The 19074-nt window shown below is 59.9% G+C and carries 15 protein-coding genes; 6 read left to right on the top strand and 9 right to left on the bottom strand.

Annotation, left to right across the window (positions count from 1 at the left end):
• Positions 1 to 48: 48 nt before the first annotated feature.
• On the top strand, positions 49 to 651 hold the full coding sequence (locus tag JHD62_RS00905) for a phosphatase PAP2 family protein (RefSeq protein ID WP_199101384.1): 603 nt from the start codon (positions 49 to 51) through the stop codon (positions 649 to 651).
• A gap of 1 nt (position 652) precedes the next feature.
• Here the strand turns inward: JHD62_RS00905 and JHD62_RS00910 are convergent, their stop codons facing one another.
• Positions 653 to 1825 (bottom strand): sulfite exporter TauE/SafE family protein, encoded by a 1173-nt coding sequence (locus tag JHD62_RS00910; RefSeq protein WP_199101385.1) that lies wholly within the window; start codon positions 1823 to 1825, stop codon positions 653 to 655.
• Positions 1826 to 1899: 74 nt separating this feature from the next.
• Between JHD62_RS00910 and JHD62_RS00915 the strand changes: the two genes are divergently transcribed.
• The gene (locus JHD62_RS00915) at positions 1900 to 2187 is read left to right on the top strand and encodes a metal/formaldehyde-sensitive transcriptional repressor (protein ID WP_199101386.1); all 288 of its coding nucleotides are present in this window, start codon (positions 1900 to 1902) and stop codon (positions 2185 to 2187) included.
• Between the two features lie 43 nt (positions 2188 to 2230).
• On the opposite strand, the gene JHD62_RS00920 is transcribed toward JHD62_RS00915, so the two are convergent.
• The gene (locus tag JHD62_RS00920; protein ID WP_233160469.1) at positions 2231 to 4375 is read right to left on the bottom strand and encodes a methyl-accepting chemotaxis protein; all 2145 of its coding nucleotides are present in this window, start codon (positions 4373 to 4375) and stop codon (positions 2231 to 2233) included.
• Positions 4376 to 4665: 290 nt separating this feature from the next.
• Here JHD62_RS00920 and JHD62_RS00925 point away from each other — a divergent pair, with 290 nt between their 5' ends.
• From JHD62_RS00925 to JHD62_RS00940, 4 genes are all read left to right on the top strand, one after another.
• Positions 4666 to 5412 (top strand): endonuclease/exonuclease/phosphatase family protein, encoded by a 747-nt coding sequence (locus JHD62_RS00925; protein ID WP_199101387.1) that lies wholly within the window; start codon positions 4666 to 4668, stop codon positions 5410 to 5412.
• Between the two features lie 339 nt (positions 5413 to 5751).
• The gene (locus tag JHD62_RS00930) at positions 5752 to 6489 is read left to right on the top strand and encodes a methionine ABC transporter ATP-binding protein (protein ID WP_199101388.1); all 738 of its coding nucleotides are present in this window, start codon (positions 5752 to 5754) and stop codon (positions 6487 to 6489) included.
• Positions 6489 to 7175 carry a methionine ABC transporter permease gene (locus JHD62_RS00935; protein WP_045847186.1) on the top strand — a complete coding sequence of 229 codons (687 nt, stop codon included), beginning with the start codon at positions 6489 to 6491 and terminating at the stop codon, positions 7173 to 7175. Before JHD62_RS00930 ends, JHD62_RS00935 begins: the two co-directional genes overlap by 1 nt.
• Positions 7176 to 7282: 107 nt before the next feature.
• Positions 7283 to 8092 (top strand): MetQ/NlpA family ABC transporter substrate-binding protein, encoded by an 810-nt coding sequence (locus tag JHD62_RS00940; RefSeq protein ID WP_045847187.1) that lies wholly within the window; start codon positions 7283 to 7285, stop codon positions 8090 to 8092.
• A 141-nt stretch (positions 8093 to 8233) separates the two neighbouring features.
• Here JHD62_RS00940 and JHD62_RS00945 read toward each other — a convergent pair whose 3' ends face one another.
• The 7 genes from JHD62_RS00945 to dnaE all read right to left on the bottom strand — a co-directional run bounded on the left by JHD62_RS00945 (position 8234) and on the right by dnaE (position 19058).
• Complete coding sequence (locus JHD62_RS00945) at positions 8234 to 8653, bottom strand: hypothetical protein (protein WP_199101389.1); 420 nt, start codon at positions 8651 to 8653, stop codon at positions 8234 to 8236.
• 82 nt (positions 8654 to 8735) lie between these two features.
• On the bottom strand, positions 8736 to 9401 hold the full coding sequence (locus JHD62_RS00950) for an HD domain-containing protein (RefSeq protein ID WP_233160471.1): 666 nt from the start codon (positions 9399 to 9401) through the stop codon (positions 8736 to 8738).
• Positions 9402 to 9489: 88 nt separating this feature from the next.
• Entirely contained in the window at positions 9490 to 10416 is a 927-nt protein-coding gene (locus JHD62_RS00955) for a pseudouridine-5'-phosphate glycosidase (RefSeq protein WP_199101391.1), read from the bottom strand.
• Positions 10413 to 11519, bottom strand: coding sequence for a PfkB family carbohydrate kinase (locus JHD62_RS00960; RefSeq protein ID WP_199101392.1), 1107 nt, complete (start codon positions 11517 to 11519; stop codon positions 10413 to 10415). The genes JHD62_RS00955 and JHD62_RS00960 overlap by 4 nt, the downstream gene beginning before the upstream one ends.
• Positions 11520 to 11778: 259 nt before the next feature.
• The gene (locus JHD62_RS00965) at positions 11779 to 13398 is read right to left on the bottom strand and encodes a methyl-accepting chemotaxis protein (RefSeq protein WP_233160472.1); all 1620 of its coding nucleotides are present in this window, start codon (positions 13396 to 13398) and stop codon (positions 11779 to 11781) included.
• 240 nt (positions 13399 to 13638) lie between these two features.
• Complete coding sequence (locus JHD62_RS00970) at positions 13639 to 15423, bottom strand: ABC transporter ATP-binding protein/permease (RefSeq protein WP_199101393.1); 1785 nt, start codon at positions 15421 to 15423, stop codon at positions 13639 to 13641.
• A 200-nt stretch (positions 15424 to 15623) separates the two neighbouring features.
• Entirely contained in the window at positions 15624 to 19058 is a 3435-nt protein-coding gene (dnaE, locus tag JHD62_RS00975) for a DNA polymerase III subunit alpha (protein WP_199101394.1), read from the bottom strand.
• Between the last annotated feature and the right edge of the window lie 16 nt (positions 19059 to 19074).

Here is a 19074-nt window from a genome sequence, read left to right on the forward strand (position 1 = left end):
GACAGGCCCGTTACAATCCGTTTTTCATTTTTTTGTCATCTTACTGTCATGTCTGCACTGGAAAGCTTCAATCAGGCTTGTTTCCTGCTCATCAATGCCACGCCAGCCTCGTCCGTGCTGATGATCAAGCTGGCCATCTTCTTTGCCAAATACCTGATTTTGCTGATTCCGGTATTGCTGCTGCTGATGTGGCTGTGGGGTGAGCGTGCCCAGCGCGAGCGTGCGGTGAAGGTGTTGTTCAGCGTCGGGCTGGCCTTGCTGTGCAATCAGTTGATCGGCATGTTGTGGGATCACCCACGCCCCTTTGCCATTGGCCTGGGGTATCGCTTTATCGACCATGCAGCCGACCCGTCCTTCCCCAGTGATCACACCACCATCTTTGCCACCACCGCCTTTGCCTTCTGGCTGGCTGGCAAGGCGCGGCTGGGACAGCTGCTGTTGCTGCTGACCGTGCTGGTGGGGCTGTCGCGTGTGTATCTGGGTGTGCACTGGCCACTGGATATCATGGGCGGCCTGCTGCTGTCGCTGCCCTATGCGCTGGCCATGCATGCCGCCTGGCCGCGCTTTGGCCACCGCGTGCTCGATGGCCTCAATCGTAGCTATCGTTGCCTGCTGGCCAAGCCGATTGCCCTGGGTTGGGTCAAGGCCTGATTCAGCCGGCCAGCTGCAGGCCCCCTTGCAGCATCATCACTATTGCAATCACCACCATCATCAGGCTGGACAGATAAGACAGACGTCGTATGGTGCCATCCAGCTGATGAAACTTCTCACCCAGCCGCCGTGCTCCCCAGGCGGCCACCACGCCAACGCTCACCAGTGAAATGGCCAGGCCGATGCTGAAAGACGCCACCATGGTCAGCCCCAGCGCCACCCGCTTGAGTTGCAGGCAAATCAGCAGGATGGTGACTGAGGCCGGGCAGGGCATCAGGCCGCCAGTCAGCCCGAACAGGGCAATCTGGCCATTGCTTACCGTTTTGCCGGCAAAGCGCCGGGCAATTTCCTCGGCATGGGCTTTTTCATGTGCATCCTGATATGGCTCGGCGGTTTCGGCCTGGGCGGTAGCGCGTTGCGGCCGTGCCAGCATGCTGCCCTTGCCGACAGCCGCCGCGCTATGACTGCGCTGCTGGTAGTGTCGCGCTGCCGGTGGGCCAAAGCGCAGGGCAAACTGGTGGCCATGGTTGCCATGCAGCATGTGCAGCGTCACGGAAAACTGGTGTGGCAAGGCAATGGGGTGCTCCGCTTGCAAGTAGGCCCCTTGTGATATCAGCAGGTAGTCCTCTTGCTGGCCGTCATCGCGCCGTACCTGTAGCCGGTACTGCACGTCGCTTGCCGGTTTTTGCGGGCGTAGCTGTGCGCTATAGCAGTACAGGCGGAAGCGGGCCGCGCTGTCCTTGCCATCCAGCAGCAGTTCCACCAGGCCATGGCCGGTATTGATCATCTTGCCGCCGTGCGGGGCGTGCTGCCAGGCCTGGGCTGCCAGATTGTCCAGCCGGGTGCGCCAGGCCATCCAGCTGGCAATGCCCAGCACAATGAGGCCGGAGAGTAGCAGCAACCAAGGCTCGGCCTGTTCTACCAGTAGCTGGTTGCCATAGTGCAGGGCGCTTGCCGCCAGCAGCCAGACGACGAGAGAGTGGGACAAGGCGGCGCACACACCAAGCAGCACGGCCTGGGCAATGCTGCCGCGGATGGCAATGATGAAGGACGCCATCAGTGTTTTGGAGTGGCCAGGCTCCAGCCCGTGCAGGGTGCCCAGCAGGATGGCGGATGGAATGAACAGCCAGAGGTTGGTGGAACCTTGCTGTATCAGTTCGCTTAGTGGTGGCATGATGCGGATGCGTGTCAGAATAGGAATGTCCGCAATATACTACCCCCCAGTATGTTTTGAGAAAGAAAATCGCAATGGGACACACCGTAAAGGGAAAAAAACCACTACTGGCCAGAGTGCGGCGTATTCAGGGCCAGGCCGCAGCCATTGAGCGGGCGCTGGAAGAAGGGCAGGAGTGCATGGCGGTACTGCAGCAGATTGCTGCGATACGCGGTGCGGTCAATGGCCTGATGGCCGAGGTGCTGGAAGGCCATTTGCGCGAGCATTTGCTGGCTCCCACCGCGGCTGACGCCGAGGCCGACCCGGCGCGGCAGCAAGAGGCAGACCAGGTGATGCGCCTGGTCCGCTCTTACCTGAAATAAAGTTGGTCTGAAATATAACCGGCAGCGGCAAGCTACGTCAGGTTCAGGCTGACTGGCTGACACGGAAGCGACCGGCCAGCTTGCCCAGCATGCTGATGGTGTGCCGGGTGTAATCCACGCAATCCGACAGATTCTGCTGCGCCAGGTGCATGGAGCTGGCCACCGAGCCGATTTCCGCCGTGGCGCTGGCGTGTTCGGTACCGGCTTGTGTCAATTGCTTGATGGTATCCAGTAGCTGGCGAACAATTTCCTGAATCTGTACATTCTCCCCGGCCGAGGCCTCGGCCAGCTGCAAGCCTTGCTCCAGATGGCTCATGCCGCTTTGCATGGAGTTCACCGCTTCGTCCGCCTGTTGCTGCACGCGCAGAATCATGTCGTTGATCTGCAAGGTGGACTGATTGGTGCGTTCTGCCAGCTTGCGTACCTCGTCGGCCACCACGGCAAAGCCACGGCCACTTTCACCGGCACGGGCTGCCTCAATGGCGGCATTGAGCGCCAGCAGATTGGTTTGTTTGGCAATATCCTGAATCAGCTCGACCACCTGTTCGATTTCCCGCGTGCTGTCACTGAGCTGGGCAATGGTATGAGCGGAACGGCCAACCGTTTCGCGTATGCCCAGCGTGCTTTGGCTGACCGAGGCCATTTGCTGGCGGGCCAGCGCATGTTGTTGCTGCATGGCCATTTCCATTTTGCCGGCATTGCTGCTGGCCAGATCCAGCGTCTGCTGTTGCTGGTTCAGCCCGCTACGGGTGCGTTCGGCGGTGCTGAGTACCTGGCTGGCCGCGCTGACGGTGGCCGCATTGTGTTCCGCCATGTCGTGGTTGCGCTGCTGCAAGCTGGCGCTCAACTGCACCAGCTGGCCCAGCGTGTGATCGAACTGGTCGATCAGGCTGTTTACCCACTGTGCCATCACCCCGGTTTCGTCCGCACGCAGTTGCTGGCGATCCACCCGCAGGGTCAGGTTGCCATCGCCTTCGGCAATATTGCGCACCATGCCGCTGATGCCGCGTAGCCGCTGTGCCAGCGGCCGGGTGAAGCATTGCTGGTAAAGCACGGCGCCGGCCAGCAGTAAGCCGATACCTGTCAGGCCTTGCATGGCCGGGCCGGGCGACAGCATGGCCTGAACCGCCCATCCCAGGCCCAGCATGGCGGCCTGCACCGCGACAAAGCCCTTCATCAATTGCTGGCTGACCGAGCGATACCGGTAGACCTCGGCCAGGTCTGCCTCGCACATGATACCCCAGACATCGGGCGAGCCGGGAAGTTGAAACCGTATGCCCTTGCCGATGACCGGAATATGCCGGTAGTCGGCATAACCCGGATAGGTGACAAACAGGTTTTCCCCGTGGCGTATGGTTTCCCGCACCCCAGGGTGGAGCTGGCCGGTGGCCGGGTTGTTGAACACCAGTTCCAGCTCGGTGTGCTGCTGCACGCGTACCGTGCCATAGGCTGTCTTGACGCCGTCTTTCAGATTGTCCCCGCCGCTGAAGGTGCGGTCCTCAAAGCGTGAACGCGACAGCGCGGTGCCAGGGACAATGGCCGGGTTGAAATGCGACTGCACCATGAACAGGTAGTTGTCGCCCGATTCATGAAAAATATGCCCGGCTTCACGCTGGATCAGGTCCCCCACCACATCATTCGGCAAACGGGCGCACAGGCAGGCGGTGCTGTGGTCGTGCAAGCGCAGCGGCAGCATGAACAGCAAGGTCACGGCATCGTGAAAGGTCGAACTACGCGGGCCCAGTTGCAAGGTACGGTTATCACGGTAAGGCCCCAGCAGAAAACGCTGGCGCATGCCCTGACTGAGGGCGCGTGCATCCGGCCCATGGCTGGCGGGCTGTTTGCTGCTGCTGGCGATAAGCTGATTGTCTGCATTCAGGATGAACAGCTCGGTAAACTCGCTCAGGCTGCCCAACGCGGCTGCCAGCGTGGTGGGCAACTGCTCTTGCTGACAGGCCCCCAGACGCAAGGCCAGGCCGTCCAGTTGTTGCCAGTGTTGTTCGGTCCACTGCTGCAATATCTGCACGCGCAAGCGGGCAAAATTGTCAAAAATGCTCTCCAGTGCCGGGTAGCGGTCACGGTTGTAAAAGCAGGCCAGCCGCATTGCCAGTTTGCCATTGCTCCCCAACCAGGGAAGCCAGTGTTGTTCTTGCGCACTCAGGGCCATGCGATGGCTGCTCAGTTTCATGAATTTGCTCCGGCGGATTTGAAAAGGTGGACTGTTTGGATCTCCCTGCCGCATAAAGCAGCATGCGTGCCTGATTTGATGATTATTTAGTTGAAAATCAGGATAATTGCTGCCATTTGTAAGTAATTGCATACAATGTTCATTATGCACTGCGCATTTTTGGTGCCTGTCGTGCTGATGTGGTGCAACCCTGCACCACGGCTGGGCGGGTGGACTGTCAGGATGGGAAATGCGTTTTTATTTGCGCCAGGGACTGGCGCAAGCAAGGCTGCTTGCGCTATGGATAGAACATGAAGCCACTCAAGATCACCACGTACAACATCCACAAGGGCATGTCGCCGCTCAACCGCCATGTGCGAGTTGACGAAATTGCCCATGCGCTGGAAATGCAGTCACCGGATTTGCTGTTCTTGCAGGAAGTACAAGGCAAGAACCTGCTGCGTTCCCTGCGTCACGAGGGATGGCCGGTACAAGCCCAGCATCACTATCTGGCCCGGCGGCTGGATCACAAGGTGGTGTATGGCCTGAATGCCGCCTATGAGCACGGCCATCATGGCAATGCGGTGCTGACCCGTCATCCCATCATCGAATGGTGTAACCGCGACCTGTCGGTCAACCGCTTTGAAAGCCGTGGCTTGCTGCATTGCATGCTGTTGCCGCGGGGCTGGAACCGCCCGGTAGCCGCGCTGTGTGCACACCTCAATTTGCTGGCCCGCGACCGGCGCAAGCAATACGCCAATCTGCTGCATTACATCGAGGCAGCCATTGCGCCGGATACGCCCATCATCCTGGCCGGTGACTTCAACGACTGGCAGGGTGAGGCGAGCGAACGCCTGCAGCAGGCTGGCTTGCAGGAAGTGTTTCTCACCCATCGCGGCCATTACGCGCAAAGCTTTCCGGCACGGCTGCCGGTGCTGCCGCTGGACCGCATTTATGTGCGCGGCCTGCGGGTGCTGAGTGCCGATGTGCTGCGTGGCCCCCCTTGGTCGCGTTTGTCCGACCACTTGCCACTGACGGCATCGCTGCTTCCAGCCTGAAAATACTGATGTTCGATATGAAACATCAGTATTTGGCGATTGATAAAACCATGCCGTAATCCTGCTTTATCAGCAGCAAAATTTCCGTTTTACTGCAAAGCTTGCGCTTTTAGGGCAGGAATACTGCATCAGGCTTGACGTAAAGCGAAAATTGATGTTCAATACCAAAAATTAATCGCCGATTTGACACAGCTTGCGGGCGTAAAACAGCTAAAGCGTGGGTAAGCAGACCCCGTATCAATTCAGTTTCTGCTTATATAATCTTTTCAGTATTCAAAGATTCCATGCATAAAGCCCGCCAGCGTCACCGGCGGGCTTTATGCATTCCGGAGTATTTGAATGATTCACCTGCAAAACATCCGCAAGCGTTTTCGCCGCCCCGGTGGCGGCTGGTTCGACGCTGTGCAGGATACCTCGCTCTCCATCACCGCTGGCGAAGTGTTCGGCCTGATCGGTTTTTCCGGTGCCGGCAAATCCACCTTGCTGCGGCTGATCAACCTGCTGGAGCGACCGGATAGCGGCGCCGTCATCGTGGACGGGCAAGACCTCACCGCCATGGATGCGCCTGCCTTGCGGCGCGCCCGCCAGCATCTGGGCATGGTGTTCCAGCAATTCAACCTGATGGCCAACCGCACCGTGGCCGACAACATCGCCTTCCCGCTGGAGATTGCCGGCTGGTCCAAGGCCGATATCGCCCAGCGCGTGGCCGAATGTCTGGAGGTGGTCGGGCTGACCGACCGTGCGCAGCACTATCCGGCCCAGCTATCCGGCGGACAAAAGCAGCGGGTGGGCATTGCCCGCGCACTGGCTCCACGCCCCAAGGTGATTCTGGCAGACGAACCCACCTCGGCACTCGACCCGAAAACCACCCAGTCCATTCTGTACTGCCTGCGCGACATCAATCAGCGCTTTGGCGTGACGGTGGTGATTGTCACCCACGAAATGCATGTGGTGCGTTCCATCTGCCACCGTGCGGCCGTGCTGGACGCCGGCCAGGTGGTGGAAGTGGTGGAGGTGAGCGAGGGCAAGGTGGATGCCCGTTCAGACCTCGCCCGTTCTTTGCTGGAGGCTGCGTGATGGAAGAAATGACTTTTGCTGCGGCATTGGCCGACCTGGCCGGCATGGCGCCGGAAATCTGGCAGGCCTGTCAGGAAACCGGCCTTATGCTGGGCGTGGGACTGGCTGCCGCCATTCTGCTGGGAGGACCCTTGGGTATCTGGCTGTACCTGTCGCAGCCGGGCCAGCTGTTTGCCAACCGTCTGGTCAATGGTGTGCTGGGCTGGACGGTGAATCTGGTGCGCTCCTTCCCCTTCATCATCCTGATGGTGTCGCTGGTGCCGCTTACCCGCCTGCTGGTGGGCAGCACCATCGGCCCGGTGGCGGCGGCCGTGCCGCTGTCCTTTGCCGCCATTCCGTATTTTGCCCGGCTGGTGGAACAAACCCTGCGCGAGATTCCACGCGGCGTGGTGGAGGCGGCCGAAGCCATGGGGGCCAGCCCCTTGCAGATCATCATCAAGGTATTGCTGAACGAGGCCAGGTCCGGGCTGATTTCCAGCCTGACCATTCTCACCATCAGCTTTCTGAGCTATTCCGCCGTGGCGGGGGTGGTGGGTGGCGGCGGCATTGGCGATCTGGCCATCCGCTATGGCTATTACCGTTTCCAGACCGACGTGATGGTGGCCATGGTACTGCTGCTGGTGGTGATCGTGCAGATCATCCAGCTGCTGGGCAACCGGCTGGCCGCCAGGCTGGACAAGCGCTGAATCAATCCTACAGACCGGGCGACACCGTCAGCCCGGCAACCCGGCTGGTGTGCTGCCTGGCAGCCAGGCCAGCTGCTTTCCCTTATCAATCATTGCAAGGAGTTCACATGCGTAGATTCGTCATCAAGGCACTGGCCGTATCTTGTCTGGGTCTGGCCATTGCCGGCCCGGCACTGGCGGCTGATCCGGCCAAGAAGGAAATCGTGATTGGCACCACCGTGGGTGACTTTGGCGACATGGTGAAGCAGTCGATCAAGCCCATCCTGGAAAAGCAGGGCTATGCGGTCAAACTGGTGGAATTCACTGACTATGTACGTCCCAATATGGCCCTGCAGGAAGGTGCGCTGGATGTGAACGTATTCCAGCACAAGCCTTACCTGGACAACTTCGTCAAGGAACACAAGCTGAGCCTGAAGGAAGTATTCCAGGTGCCGACTGCACCGCTGGGCATTTATCCGGGCAAGCTGAAGTCGCTCAAGGACGTGAAGGAAGGCAGCACCATTTCCGCGCCGAACGATCCGTCCAACTTTGCCCGTGCACTGGTGATGTTGAGCGATCTGGGCTGGGTCAAGCTCAAGCCGGGTATCAACCCGCTGACCGCTTCCGAGCGTGATATCGCCCAGAACGTGAAGAAGCTGAAGATTGTCCAGCTGGAAGCCGCCCAGCTGCCGCGCTCGCGTAACGATGTGGACTTTGCCGTCATCAACGGCAACTACGCCACCAGTTCCGGCATCAAGCTGACCGAGGCCGTGTTCCAGGAAAAAAGCTACGCCTATGTCAACTGGGGCGTGGTGCGCGCTGCCGATGCGGGCAAGCCGTGGGCGCGTGACGTGATTGCCGCTTACAACAGCAAGGCCTTCAGTGACTGGGCCAAACAGAAATATGCCGGTTACAAATTCCCGCAAAGCTGGAAATAAACCGTAACCACATGCATGTGGCCCTGTCCGGATCGTGATGGGGCTGGCAGGTTTTCTTGTAACACTCCTGGCTACAAGACTTGTACGGAGGGCGATGCCCTCCGTTTTTTTATGGCCAGCCCAGATGCTGGCATGACCGGTTTATTCGCACACGGTGAAGGGTGCCTTGTGTTCCAGCAGGCCGGGTTTGTCCCCGCTTGCCGGTGTGGCATCAACCACGGCATGCACCGGATTGCCATCCGGGTCCAGCAGGGTGCAGCGCTTGCTGTCATCCCCGAGAGCCAGGCTGGGGGCGGGGCGGCCACCGGCAGCCAGGCCCGCGGCCACAAAGCCGGTCAGCAGTTGCGGGCTTGCCGCGCGGAATACCAGATGAACATGGCTGCGCTGTTCCGGCTGGCCGCCTGTCACCAGCAGTTCGTCGGCGCGGAAGTAGTCGGCCCCCTCTGCACTCAGCGTGCGGCCCAGCTCATGCAGGATGGCCTGGTAAAAGCGTTTGCTGGCAGCCAGATCTGCCACCACCACGTGGACCTGTTCCAGCAGACGTGCGTTGTGATAGTGCATGGGACATCTCCTCTGTTATTGACAGCTTTTGTCCCATCATACGCCGCAGCCACAAGGCTTGCCCATCCGGTGAAGTACGGCCTCAGCGTGCCAGCCATTCCTCGACAAACTGCTGGCGGAAGGCATGCAAGCGCGCCAGCCGCTCCACCGCCATGGCACGGCCTGCTGCGGTTTGCATCATGTCGGGTAGTTTTTCCAGTTTTACTTCGATGTGATCGAGCGCGTATTCACGGTCATCCAGGGCCCGGCCTGCGCCCAGCGGGTTGTCCGGATGCGCCAGTTGCCGCCCCATGCGGCCCGAGGTGTAGAACATGCGTGCGAGGCCAATGGCACCCAGCGCGTCCATGCGGTCGGCGTCCTGCACGATGCGCGCTTCGTCGGTCTGCGGCGGGATATTGGCGGAAAAACTGTGCGCCTCGATGGCGTGCGCCACGGCAGCCAGCTTGTCAGCCGGGAAGCCAGCATCCGCCAGCAACTGACTGGCCTTGGCGGCTGCCAGCCGGGAGGCTTGCGTCCGGTCCGGGTGATTTTTCGGCAGATTGACCAGATCGTGCAAATAACAGGCCGCCAGCACCACCAGGGCATCCGCCTGCGGGTGATGCGGCAGGATGTGCCGCGCGGCTGCCCATACCCGGTGAAAGTGCGAGAGATCATGGGCACCGTCGGCGTCCGGCTCCTGTTGTTGCAATAGGCCGATCAGCTGCTGTTGCCAGTGTTGCAGTTGCGCGGTGAGTTCAAGCGGTGACATGGCGGCATTCCAGAGGGTGGGGCGAGGATTACACCGCTGCTGCCGGCAGGCGTCAACCATGTCGGCAGCAGGGCGTTGGCGGGTGTGCTCAGGCGGTCAGGTGGCAGTAGTCCTGTGCAATGGCTGCAGCCAGGCGGGCATTGTTCAGCACCAGCTGGATGTTGGAAGCCAGGCTGTTGCCGCCGGTCAGCTCGCACACCCGTGCCAGCAGGAAGGGGGTGGACTCCTTGCCGCCGATGCCTTGATCACTGGCCTCCTGCAGGGCTTGTTCGATGGCGGCGTCAATCTTGTCGGACGGCATGGCAAATTGCTGCGGAATGGGGTTGGCCACCACCATGCCACCCTTCAGCTCCATTGCCCATTTGGCGTGCATCACGGCGGCAATGTCGGCCGAACTGTCCAGGCGGTAATCCACCTTGAAAGCACTTTCACGGGTGAAGAAGGCGGGCAGGGTGGCGGTCTGGTAGCCGATTACCGGCACGCCGTGGGTTTCCAGGTATTCCAGCGTTAGTCCCAGGTCCAGGATGGACTTGGCACCGGCACATACCACGGTGACCGGGGTCTGGGCCAGCTCTTGCAAGTCGGCCGAAATATCAAAGCTGTGCTGGGCACCACGGTGCACGCCGCCAATACCGCCGGTGGCAAACACGCGTATACCCGCCATGGCGGCGATGATCATGGTGGAAGCCACGGTGGTGGCACCGGTCTGGCGGCCCGCCACGATGAAAGGCAGGTCGCGGCGGCTGACTTTGACCACTTCCCGGCCACGTTTGCCCAACAGTTCGATTTCATCCGCGCCAAGGCCCGCTTTCAGGCGGCCATCAATGATGGCAATGGTGGCGGGCACAGCGCCATGGGCACGCACTTCGGCCTCCACTTGCAAGGCGGTGGCCACGTTTTGCGGATAGGGCATGCCGTGGGAGATGATGGTGGATTCCAGTGCGACTACTGGCTGACCGGCGGCCAGCGCAGCGGCGACTTCGGGGTGGATGTCCAGGTAAGGGTGTTGGCTCATGATTGCTCCGGATAAGGCAAATTGGGGCACAGCTGTTGTACGGCTGTCAGTGACAAGGTGGGGTTGTTGGTAGCGGCGCAGCTCAGGGTGAGAGCGGCACAGGCTTGTGCCAGTTCCACAGCGTGGGGTAAGGGCATACCTTGCAGCGCGCCCCAGGCAAGGCCGGCCATCAGCGCATCACCGGCGCCGGTGGCGTTGACAATGTCGCAGGCCGGGGCCGGGCACCAGCCATGCGTACCGTCGGCATCGCTGTAAAACACCCCGTCGGCGGCCAGGCTGACAATCAGCTGCCGGATGCCCTGCTGGTGAAACCAGCTGGCCACGGCCGGGGCCTGCTCGGGGGTATCGAGTGGCAGGCCAGACAGGCTGGCGGCCTCCAGCCGGTTGGGTTTAAGGGTGTGGATGCGGCCCAGCCAGGGGCGCAGGCGGTCGGCCTTGAAGGCAGATACCGTGTCCATGAACACCGGGGTGTCGCCAGCTTCGGCAAACAGCCAGGCCAGGGCATCGGCCGACAGATTGGCATCGGCCACAATCAGCCCGGCATGGCGCAGCAGTTCGCGCTGTGGTGCCAGGCGGGTGGCATCCAGCCGGTTCAGGATACCCATGTCATTGATGGCAATGGCCATGTCGCCATCCGGCCCGTGAATGGACAGATAGGTGGAGGTAGCAGCATCCGGCAGCAACAGGACGTGGCGGACATCAACCCCTGCCCGCTGGGTGGCTTCCAGCAGCGCCTGGCCGTAGAGGTCATCCCCCACGGCGCTGATCAGCCGGCAATCCGCCCCCAGCCGGGCCAGGTTTTCCGCGATATTGCGTGCCACACCACCGGCCGAGCAGCTTATCCTGCCGGGATTGGAGTCTCCCTGACGCAGAGCGGCCACCGTGCTGCCACGAATATCCATATTGGCACCGCCCAGTGCCACCACATAAGGGCTGTCGGCCAGAATATAGCCCTTGCCCAGAATCTGACCCTTTTGCATCAGCTTCATGATGTGGCCGGCCACGGCCGAGCGGCTGATGCCCAGCTGGTCGGCAAGTTCCTGCTGCGGAATCAGCGGATTCTGCCGCAGCCATTGCAGGATTTCCTGTTCGCGTTCGGTCATTAAACTTATGTTTGTTTGTAAAACATTTGTTTATGCTAATGGCCCGATCGGCGTCTGGTCAAGTTCAAAGAGCACGCCACTGTGATTTGCGGCTATAACAAAAGTACTGCCCAAGCTGCGACTGGCCCGGGCAGACTTTCACCCTTGCGGTGAATCACCCGTCCGGCATCCGGGCGGGTTTCTTTTTTGCTCAGTTGGGCAATTGCAAAAAAAATGCCGCCAGCGTAACACTGGCGGCCACGACTGCAAGGAAGGTGTTTTACAGGCGGTACTGCTGCAAGGTGCTGATCTGGTGGCGTGCCAGTTCGTCCAGATGGCGCGCACTGCTGGCCGCTTCCTGTGCTGCCGACGAAGCTTCTTCCGTCATCTGGGCAATCTGTTCTACCTGTACCGCAATATTGTTGGTGGCCTTGCCCTGTTCCTTGATGGCATCGGATATCTCGGTGACCATGTGCACGGTATTGCCGGTGGCCTCGCCAATCTGCTTGATGGCATGGTCGGCATGGTCGGCACGGCTCACGCCGTTGCGTACCAGTTCCTCGGCGGCATGCATCTGTTCGGTGGCCTGACGCGAGCGGTCACGCATGGCATTGATGGTGGAGGAAATTTCCTGGGTGGAGCTGCTGGTGCGTTCGGCCAGCTTGCGCACTTCGTCGGCCACCACGGCAAAGCCGCGACCCATTTCGCCAGCCCGTGCTGCTTCGATAGCGGCATTCAGCGCCAGCAGATTGGTCTGGTCGGCAATATCCTTGATTACCCCCACCACGGTGTCCACCTGGGCGCTGTAGGTGTCCAGTTCGCGAATGCTGCCCGCTGCGCTGTCCACTGCGCTGGAAATGTCGCGGATGTCGTGAATGGTCTGGCTGATGGTGGTGGAACCCTGATGCGCCAGGCTGCCGGCATTGTGCGCGAGGTCGCGCGATTCTTCGGCACGGGTGGCCACGTGGTTTACGCTCACGGTCATCTGTTCGATGGTGGCGGCCATATTGGCAGAAGAGGACGATTGCGCATCGGCTGCAGCAGCCACCTGGGTGGCAGTCTGTGACAGGTCTTCCGAGGCTGCGGCTACCGAGCGCGCCCCTTCCAGAATGGATTTCAGATTGGTCTGCAAACCACTCAGCAGATTATTGAAGGCAGTGGCGGTATTGCCGATTTCATCCTGGCTGATGACCGGGGCGCGCTGGGTGAAGTCCAGCGACTGGCTGACCTGCTGCATGGTGTTCTGCATGGAGGACAGGCCACGGCTGATGGTGCGGAACAGGGTGATGCCCATGAACAGTACCAGCAAAGTCACTACCCCAATCACACTACCGGTTTGCAGCAAGGCGCTGTTATAGGCAGCTTTGTTGGTTTCCAGCGTGTCAAAAGCCAGCTTGAGGTTGTACTCGGTGTGAGCATTCAAGGCTTTGCGCAGGTCTGCACCGGTGGTATTCAAGGGGCCGTCGCGCAGCATGGCATCGGCCAGATCTTCCTTGCCACTGCGAGATAAGTCGAAAAATTTGCTGCGCTCAGCACGATACGCGGCTAGTTTTGCATTGTCATCTTGCAGAAGCTGGCGGTCGTGATCGTCCGAGATCAGGTTTTTCTCGTAGTCATTCAGCAGGTCTTCCAGTTTTTTGTCGGCTTCGCCGGACATGGCTTCTGCAGCGGCTTTTTCACCTGCTGTGTGCGATACCGAATGCTTGATGATCGCGCTGCGGATGTCCATGAAGGCATACACCATGCCGTTCAGGTCCCGCACGCTGGGGGCCAGATTGGACACGGTGTCTTCAAAGCGATTGCTGGCCTGCTTTTGCTGGTATGCACCAAAACCGCCCACCAGCAGCAGGGCAAGCAGGGCAATGGCGAGGGTGAGGATGAGGCGTCGGATGATGGTCATGATAGTCTTCCTTGCAAGTGTTTCGTCTTATCGTTATTCGTCAATGGCATATAGGTGTGCTACGTAAATTTACCTATAGCAGCTAGGCATGACGTTTGCAGGAAAGTTTTGAATTTTTTGATGATTTTGCAGTTTTGCTTCAAACAGCATAAAAAAATGCTTCTGATACCAAGGGTACGATCAGGCATAAAAAAGACCGCAACGGCTTGGGCCGTGCGGTCGGGTGATTGAGTTGCCGATTCAGGCAGACAGGACTTCCCAGCGCCCGCCGCCCAGAATCTGCAATTGCTGCTGATGGTATTGCAGCAGGCTGCTGCGATGGCCGACGCTCACCAGCGTGGTATCCGGCAATTGCTCTCGCAGCAGGCGGTACATGGCATCCTCCAGTCCTTCATCCAGTGCCGAACTGGCTTCGTCCAGAAAAGCGATATCTGGCTGGTTCAGCAACAGGCGGCCAAAGGCCAGGCGCTGCTGTTCGCCCAGCGACAGGCTGTGCCCCCAGTCGCGTTCTTCATCCAGCTTGCTCTGCAGATGGCCCAGCTGGATCTTTTGCAGCACTTGCTCCAGCTCTGCACTGCTGCCTTGTGGCGGCGTGGCCGGGTAGTACAGCGCATCGCGCAGGCTGCCGCCCGGCAGGTATGGCTTTTGCGACAGGAACATCACACCGCTTGCTGGCAGGGTGATTTGACCCTTGCTATAGGGCCATAGCCCGGCCAGGCTACGCAGCAGCGTGGTTTTGCCCGAACCGGAACGGCCGCGAATCAGCAGCGCGCTGCCTGCCGGAATTTCCATGGAGACATTGTCCAGCAGGCAGTCGCCAGCCGGGCTGTGCAGGCTGAAGGCTTCCAGCGCCAGCCGCTTGCCCTGATGGCTGATGGCCGGGCGCGGCAGGCTGGCTGCTTCCTGCATGGAGTCGCAATAACCGGACAGACGGTTAAGCACCGCGCGATAACCGGCAAAGTCGTCGTAGGCATTGCGGAAGAAGGACAGATTGTCGTGCAGCGTGCCAAAAGCCTGGGAGGTTTGCATCAGGTCGCCCAGGGTAATCTGCTTGGAGAAAAAGCGATGGGCCTGCACGATGAGCGGAAACACCACGGCTGTCTGGCTGACAATCAGGTTGAAGCCCTGGAATTTCAGCGACCGGAACACGATGCGCCAGTTATTGTGGATGATCTGGCCAAAGCGGCTGCGCAGCAGCATGCCTTCCACTTTTTCCCCGGCATAAAAAGCAATGCTTTCTGCATACTCCAGCAAGCGTACCAGCAGGTAACGATAGTTGGCGTTGTATTGCTCGTTCAGGAAGTTCAAGCGCACCAGGGGGCGGCCTATCTTCACCGCCAGCACGGTGGCAATCAGCACGTAGACAAATACCGCAAACACCATGGCGCGCGGTATTTCCACTCCCAGCAACTGCAAGGGGCCGGACAGGTTCCACAGGATCAGCGTGTAGGCCAGGGTGGACACCAGGGCGCTGACCACGCCCATCGACAGGCCGAGCGAACTGCTGACGAAGCTGCTGACATCCTGCTGGATACGCTGGTCGGGGTTGTCGCTGTGTTGTGGCAGATATTGCAGGCGGTAGAACGCGTCGTTCTGCAGCAGCTTTTGCAGTAATTGCTCGTTCAGCCAGGCACGCCAGTGAATGGAAAAGCTCTGGTTGACGTAAAAGCTGAACAGGCTGCGCAGCACATGCAGGCTGGCCAGAATGCAGAAAATGCGGACAAAGCTCCAGAACAGGCTTTCGTTGAGTTGCTGCAAGGAGGTATACAGCCCGTTGCTCCAGTTGGACAGCACCACGTCCAGCCGCACGCCGGCCAGGGTCAGCAGCAGGATCAGCGCAATGGCCAGCAGTGGTTTGGCACTACGCCGCAGGCTGAAGTAAGCGCCGCTGAGTTGCCAGAATTGCCGGCCCCAGCTGGTCAGCCGGGTCAGGCTCCACACCGCAATGACAAACAGCAGGCAGGTGATGCCATAGGCCTTGGCTACCCACACCAGGCTGGTGCCCAGTTCCTGATTCCAGTTCATGTTTCCCCTTTGATGCAATCAGACATGCCGTGCGCAGCTGTTTGGCAAACGCACGGCATGGGTGGATGGTGAGACGCTGCCCTGATGGCAGCAGCACAGCTTACGATGCCGGCTGCCGGCTGCCAAACGGTGACTGGCTGTCAATGATGAACAATTGTTGCCCGCCAGCAGCAAGGCCGGTGCCGGCATTCAGCCGGGCTTTACCACAATATCTTCACCGCGGTTTCGCCCAGCCAGTCCTGCAAGGCCAGCAGCAGGCTGTCGTCCAGCCGTACGGCCCAGCCTTGCGACAGGGCCACATCGCCACGCGCTTGGGCATTGCTGTAGCTGATGCGAACCAGGCCGCCGTTTTCCTCGTCACGATAGGGTGTGAGCAAGGCTTTCAGCCGGTTGACATCGGCATTGCCGTTCATCTGCAAGGACAGGCCGCGGGCAAAGCAGCTGCGTGCCTCGCCCAGATCGTAAATGCGGTCAGCCATGATGCGCAGGCCGCCAGAGAAACTGTCCTCGCTTACCTTGCCTTGCACCACCAGCACGATGTCTTCTTTCAGCTTGTTGCGGTTGACTTCGTAGCTGTCGCCAAACAGGCCGATTTCGCGCTTGCTGCTGCCATCGTCCAGTTCGACAAAGGCCATCTTGCCGCGATTGCCCATCTTGACGCGGATGCCGGTGACAAAACCGGCCAGCAGTTGCGGCTCCTTGCGCGGGGTCAGGCGCGAGAGTGTGGTCTTGATGAAAGCACGCACTTCCTGCGCATAAGCGGAGAAGGGGTGACCGGACAGGTAGAAGCCGATGGCCAGTTTTTCTTCCGCCAGCTTGACGGCGTCATTCCATGGCCGGGTGGCCACCATTTCCACTGCCGGGGCCACATCGTCGCCAAACATGTCGAACAGGCCGCCCTGATTGGCATTGGCATGGGCCTGATCGGCTGCTTCCATCGCCAGGCCGACATTGGCAAACAGCAGGGCGCGGTTGGGTTCGATGCTGTCAAAGGCACCGGCGCGGATCAGCGCTTCGATCACCCGCTTGTTTACCAGCTTTTTGTCAGTGCGCTGGCAGAAATCAAACAGGCTGGTGTAGGGGCCACTGGCTTCACGCACTGCCACGATATGGTCGACGGCAGATTCGCCACTGCCCTTGATCGCGCCCAGTGCATAGCGGATTTCCTGACGGCTGACCGGCACAAAACGGTAGAAGCTGTGATTGACGTCCGGGGGCAAGAAGCGCAGGCCGTTCTTGGGGTCGGTGGCGTCGTCATAAAACACCTTGAGCTGGTCGGTATTGTCCAGTTCGGTGGACATGGTGGCAGCCATGTAGGCGGCGCAATGATGTGCCTTGAGCCAGGCCGTATGGTAGGCCACCAGTGCATAGGCGGCGGCGTGCGACTTGTTGAAACCGTAGCCGGCGAATTTCTCCATGTAGTCGAAGATTTCGTTGGCCTTGGATTCGGGAATGTCCTGCTTGGCGGCACCCTGCACGAACATGGCGCGCTGCGCCACCATCTCCTCCACCTTCTTTTTACCCATCGCGCGGCGCAGCAAGTCGGCACCGCCCAGCGAGTAACCGCCAATTACCTGGGCGGACTGCATCACCTGTTCCTGATACACCATGATGCCGTAGGTGGGGGCCAGTACCGGCTCCAAGAGCGGATGCAGGTATTCGAACTTGGCCCCGTGCATACGCTGGATGAAGTCGGGAATCAGGTCCATCGGGCCCGGACGGTACAGAGCCACGAAGGCGATAATTTCTTCGAACTTGCTGGGTTTGGCTTCCACCAGCATTTTTTTCATGCCGGAGGATTCAAACTGGAACACGCCGGTGGTGTTGGCGCTGGCAAAAATCTTGTAGGCGTCGGCATCGTCCAGCGGTAGATGGGCAACGTCCACGTCCTCATTGCTGACCTGCTTGATGTAACGCTGGGCCAGTTCGATGATGGTGAGGTTGCGCAAGCCCAGGAAGTCGAACTTCACCAGGCCGATCTGCTCCACGTCGTCCTTGTCGAACTGCGACACCGGTGAGGCACCGTCGGCACTCGCAATGTACAGCGGGCAGAAGTCGGTAAGTTTGCCCGGGGCAATCAGCACACCACCGGCGTGCATGCCGATGCCGCGGGTGAGGTCTTCCAGCTTCATCGCCAGTTCGATCAGCTCATTGGCACCTTCCGATTCAATGACCTCACCGATCTGCGGCTCCACTTCCATGGCCTTTTCCAGGCCCAGGGGCTTGTTGGCCTCCAGCGGAATCAGCTTGGACAGGCGGTCGCACAGGCCGAAGGGCAGGTCCAGCACCCGGCCCACGTCGCGAATCACCGATTTGGACGACATGGTGCCGAAGGTGGCAATCTGGCTGACGGCTTCTTCGCCGTATTTCTGCCGGGTGTATTCGATCACGCGCCAGCGGTTTTCCTGACAGAAGTCCACGTCGAAGTCGGGCATGGATACCCGTTCCGGGTTCAGGAAACGCTCGAACAGCAGGGCGTAGCGTAGCGGGTCGAGGTCGGTAATGCTCAGGCTGTAAGCCACCAGCGAACCGGCACCGGAACCCCGGCCCGGGCCTACCGGGCAGCCATTGCCCTTACCCCACTGGATAAAGTCCGCCACGATCAGGAAGTAACCGGGGAAACCCATCTGGATGATGGTGTCGCACTCGAACTTCAGCCGGGCATCGTATTCCGGGCGGCGCGCCTCGCGCTCGGCCGGGTCGGGAAACAGCTGTTCCAGCCGCACTTCCAGCCCGCGCTTGGCTTCGTACACCAGAAAATCATCCAGCGTCATGCCTTCCGGCGTGGGGAACAGCGGCAGGTAGTTCTTGCCCAGCACCACCGAAATATTGCAGCGTTTGGCAATTTCCACCGTGTTTTCCAGCGCCTCCGGAATATCGGCAAAACGCTCCAGCATCTGTTCGGTAGAGAGGAAATACTGGCATTCGGAGAAATTGCGCGGACGGCGCTTGTCGCCCAGCGTGTAGCCCTCGGCAATGCACACCCGTGCTTCGTGGGCCTTGAAGTCGTCCGGGTCCATGAACTGGATGGGATGGGTGGCCACTACCGGCAGGCCGGTTTCGCCTGCCAGCCACAATGTGGCCTGTACCACGCTTTCCACCTGCGCATTGTCCACGCGCTGGACTTCCAGATAGAAACTGTCGGGAAACAGGCTCTCCCAGTACTGCGCGCGGCGCATCGCTTCTTCGCGCTGGCCCATGGCCAGTGCCACGCCGACATCACCCAGATGTGCACCGGACAGGCACAGCAGGTTGCTGTTATCGCCCTGTTCCAGCCAGGCGCGCTTGATTTCGGCGCGGCCACGGTACTGGTTGTGGGTGAAGGCCTGGGTCAACAGTTCGCATAGCCTGCGATAACCCTCACGGTTTTTCACCGTCAGCATCAGGCGGGTGGGCTTGTCGCGGTCTTCTTCGTTTTCCAGCCAGATATCGGCCGAGACGATGGGCTTGATACCCTTGTTGCGGCAGGACTTGTAAAACTTGACCATGCCGAACAGGTTCATCAGGTCCGACATGCCCATGGCAGGCATATTGTCCTTCTGCGCACGTTTTACCGCGTCGTCGAGGCGGACAATGCCGTCGGTGATGGAAAACTCCGAGTGGAGGCGAAGATGGATAAAGCGGGGTGCGTTCATGGCGGCATTTTACCGG

This window comes from Aquitalea sp. ASV11 (assembly GCF_016429185.1).
GTDB classification, from domain to species: domain Bacteria; phylum Pseudomonadota; class Gammaproteobacteria; order Burkholderiales; family Chromobacteriaceae; genus Aquitalea; species Aquitalea pelogenes.

What these genes read in the sequence shown, in the direction of transcription:
- JHD62_RS00905 (WP_199101384.1), top strand. Translation starts at nt 49, where the DNA reads ATGTCTGCACTGGAAAGCTTCAATCAGGCTTGTTTCCTGCTCATCAAT.
- JHD62_RS00910 (WP_199101385.1), bottom strand. Translation starts at nt 1,825, where the DNA reads ATGCCACCACTAAGCGAACTGATACAGCAAGGTTCCACCAACCTCTGG.
- JHD62_RS00915 (WP_199101386.1), top strand. Translation starts at nt 1,900, where the DNA reads ATGGGACACACCGTAAAGGGAAAAAAACCACTACTGGCCAGAGTGCGG.
- JHD62_RS00920 (WP_233160469.1), bottom strand. Translation starts at nt 4,375, where the DNA reads ATGAAACTGAGCAGCCATCGCATGGCCCTGAGTGCGCAAGAACAACAC.
- JHD62_RS00925 (WP_199101387.1), top strand. Translation starts at nt 4,666, where the DNA reads ATGAAGCCACTCAAGATCACCACGTACAACATCCACAAGGGCATGTCG.
- JHD62_RS00930 (WP_199101388.1), top strand. Translation starts at nt 5,752, where the DNA reads ATGATTCACCTGCAAAACATCCGCAAGCGTTTTCGCCGCCCCGGTGGC.
- JHD62_RS00935 (WP_045847186.1), top strand. Translation starts at nt 6,489, where the DNA reads ATGGAAGAAATGACTTTTGCTGCGGCATTGGCCGACCTGGCCGGCATG.
- JHD62_RS00940 (WP_045847187.1), top strand. Translation starts at nt 7,283, where the DNA reads ATGCGTAGATTCGTCATCAAGGCACTGGCCGTATCTTGTCTGGGTCTG.
- JHD62_RS00945 (WP_199101389.1), bottom strand. Translation starts at nt 8,653, where the DNA reads ATGCACTATCACAACGCACGTCTGCTGGAACAGGTCCACGTGGTGGTG.
- JHD62_RS00950 (WP_233160471.1), bottom strand. Translation starts at nt 9,401, where the DNA reads ATGTCACCGCTTGAACTCACCGCGCAACTGCAACACTGGCAACAGCAG.
- JHD62_RS00955 (WP_199101391.1), bottom strand. Translation starts at nt 10,416, where the DNA reads ATGAGCCAACACCCTTACCTGGACATCCACCCCGAAGTCGCCGCTGCG.
- JHD62_RS00960 (WP_199101392.1), bottom strand. Translation starts at nt 11,519, where the DNA reads ATGACCGAACGCGAACAGGAAATCCTGCAATGGCTGCGGCAGAATCCG.
- JHD62_RS00965 (WP_233160472.1), bottom strand. Translation starts at nt 13,398, where the DNA reads ATGACCATCATCCGACGCCTCATCCTCACCCTCGCCATTGCCCTGCTT.
- JHD62_RS00970 (WP_199101393.1), bottom strand. Translation starts at nt 15,423, where the DNA reads ATGAACTGGAATCAGGAACTGGGCACCAGCCTGGTGTGGGTAGCCAAG.
- dnaE (WP_199101394.1), bottom strand. Translation starts at nt 19,058, where the DNA reads ATGAACGCACCCCGCTTTATCCATCTTCGCCTCCACTCGGAGTTTTCC.